At 67.5% G+C, this 2,497-nt stretch carries 3 protein-coding genes; all 3 read left to right on the top strand.

Translation table 11 applies throughout. From position 1 onward, the window contains the following. Positions 1 to 519 (top strand): substrate-binding domain-containing protein (locus ASG00_RS06230; protein WP_162238357.1); only part of this gene is annotated, 519 nt, incomplete at its 5' end. Between the two features lie 66 nt (positions 520 to 585). Further along, positions 586 to 1,647: an ABC transporter permease gene (locus ASG00_RS06225; RefSeq protein ID WP_045247799.1), complete on the top strand. Its 1,062-nt coding sequence runs from the start codon at positions 586 to 588 to the stop codon at positions 1,645 to 1,647. Further along, positions 1,644 to 2,497, top strand: an 854-nt coding sequence (locus ASG00_RS14425; protein ID WP_156456211.1) for an ATP-binding cassette domain-containing protein, incomplete at its 3' end; no start/stop codon positions are given. The genes ASG00_RS06225 and ASG00_RS14425, both read left to right, overlap by 4 nt.

The following is a 2,497-nucleotide window of genomic DNA, read 5'->3' as shown; positions in this document are numbered from 1 at the left end:
CTGAAGTTCAACGACCTCGGCCTCAAGAAGATCCTCTGCCCGATCCAGGAGGCCGCGAACTCCGGGCTCACCGATCGATGCAACGGCGCCGCGAAGACCTTCAAGGGCACCGTGCAGCAGTTCAACGTCGACGGCGCGCTCGCCGACCTGACCGGTGCAGAGGCGAAGATCCAGGCGGCCCTCCAGGCCGACCCGACGATCGACGGCGTGTTCGCCCTCAACGCCGACGTCGCCACGGGAGCCGTGCTCCCCGCCGTGCAGGCCGTCAACCCGAAGATCGTCGTCGGCACCGTCGACCTGTCGAACGACGCCCTCAAGGCGATCAGCGCGGGCACGCTCGCCTTCGCGATCGACCAGCAGCAGTACGCGCAGGGCTTCCTCGCCGTGCAGCTCCTGTACTTGGCCGTGAAGGACGCGATCGAGGTCGGTGGCGGCAACCCCGTCTACACCGGTCCGGCGTTCGTCACCAAGGACAACGTCCAGGCGGTCCAGGCTTCGGTCCAGGCCGGCACCCGCTAGTCCCTCCGGGCGGCGCGTTCGTCACCATGACGGGCGCGCCGCCCTTCTTCAGAGAGCAGCCACAACATGTCTTTCCTCACGAACACGAGCAACATCGCGGTCGATGAACGCGTGAGCCGCACCCCCTGGTACCTCAAGACGCTCCGCCGCCCCGAGCTCGGCGCACTGATCGGCGCGGTCGCGATCTTCCTCCTCTTCACCTTCGTCGACACGACCGGCAAGTTCGCGACCCTCGAGGGCGCGGCCGGCTGGACCGACTTCGCGGCCCCCGTCGGCATCGTCGCGGTCTTCGTCGCACTCCTCATGATCGGCGGCGAGTTCGACCTCTCCTCGGGCGTCATGGTCGGAACGTCGGGCCTGTTCGCGGGTCTGCTGATCACTCAGCTCGGCTGGAACGTCTGGGCCGCCATCGCGGCCACCGTCGTCATGGCCGCCGTGATCGGCTTCATCAACGGCATCCTGGTGATCCGCACCGCGCTCCCGTCCTTCATCGTCACCCTCGGCACCTTCTTCGTGCTCAAGGGCGCGAACCTCGCCATCACGAAGGGTCTCACCGGCACGGTCCGCGTCTCGGGCGTCGACCAGGGGGATGGGTTCGACTCCGCCAGGTCGCTGTTCTCCTCGACCTTCGACGTCGCCGGCACCCAGTTCCAGATCTCCCTGGTGTGGTGGCTCGTGATCACGATCTTCGCGACGCTTCTGCTCACCCGCACGGTCTTCGGCAACTGGATCTTCGCCTCGGGCGGCGACGCGAACGCCGCGCGCAACGCCGGCGTCCCGGTGAACCGCACCAAGATCACCCTGTTCGTGATGACCTCGGTGTCCGCATCGCTCGTCGGCATCATGTTCCTGCTGCGTCTTCGCGGCATGCAGGCCGGCCAGGGTGTCGGCCAGGAGTTCTACTACATCATCGCCGCGGCGGTGGGCGGCACGCTCCTCACCGGTGGCGCCGGCTCCGCGATCGGAGCCTCGATCGGTGCGCTGATCATGGGCTTCGCGGCCATCGGCATCCCCTACGCGCTCTGGGACCAGGACTGGGTGTCGACGTTCCTCGGCGTCATCCTCTTCTCCGCCGTGCTGATCAACATCACCATCTCGCGTCGCGCCCAGGGAGGTCGCAAGAAATGAGCACCGTCAACGAGCCTCAGGACGAGACGAACGCGGTCGCCGACCAGGAGATCGTCGCGGCCGTCGAAGAAGCCGCGGCCGAGAACGCGCACGAGCTTCCCACCGGAGTTCAGGCCGCCCTCGAGCTGAAGAAGGTCGGCAAGACCTTCGGCAGCGTGATCGCGCTGCGCGACATCAGCCTCCGTGTCGACCCGGGCACCGTCACGTGCGTCCTCGGCGACAACGGCGCCGGCAAGTCCACGCTGATCAAGATCCTGTCGGGCGTCCACAAGCCGAGCTCGGGCTCCGTCACGCTCGACGGCGAGCCGGTCGAGTTCTCGTCGCCGCGCGATGCGCTCGGGCGCGGAATCGCGACGGTGTTCCAGGACCTCGCCACGGTTCCCCTGATGTCGATCTGGCGCAACTTCTTCCTCGGCAACGAGCCCGTCAGCGGCCCGAAGGCTCTCGGACTCCTTTCCGTGAAGAACGCCAAGGACGTCACGAAGTCCGCCCTCAAGCAGATGGGAATCGACCTGCGCGACACCGACCAGCCGATCGGCACGCTCTCGGGCGGTGAGCGCCAGGCCGTCGCGATCGCCCGGGCCGTGCACTTCGGTGCCAAGGTGCTCATCCTCGACGAGCCGACGAGCGCTCTCGGTGTGCGTCAGTCGGGCATCGTGCTGAAGTACATCCTCGCGGCGCGCGACCGCGGCGTCGCCGTCGTGTTCATCACGCACAACCCGCACCACGCCTTCATGGTCGGCGACCGGTTCTACCTGCTCAACCGCGGCCGGCTGCTCGCGGAGTTCGAGCGGGGCAAGGTGCAGCTCGAGGAACTCATCCAGGCGATGGCCGGCGGTGCCGAGCTCGA

Origin of the sequence: Microbacterium sp. Leaf351 (assembly GCF_001423825.1) — a bacterium.
Lineage (GTDB): Bacteria > Actinomycetota > Actinomycetes > Actinomycetales > Microbacteriaceae > Microbacterium > Microbacterium ginsengisoli.
The sequence above is the reverse complement of the archived record's forward strand: the minus strand, read 5'-3'. Positions and strand labels throughout refer to the sequence as shown.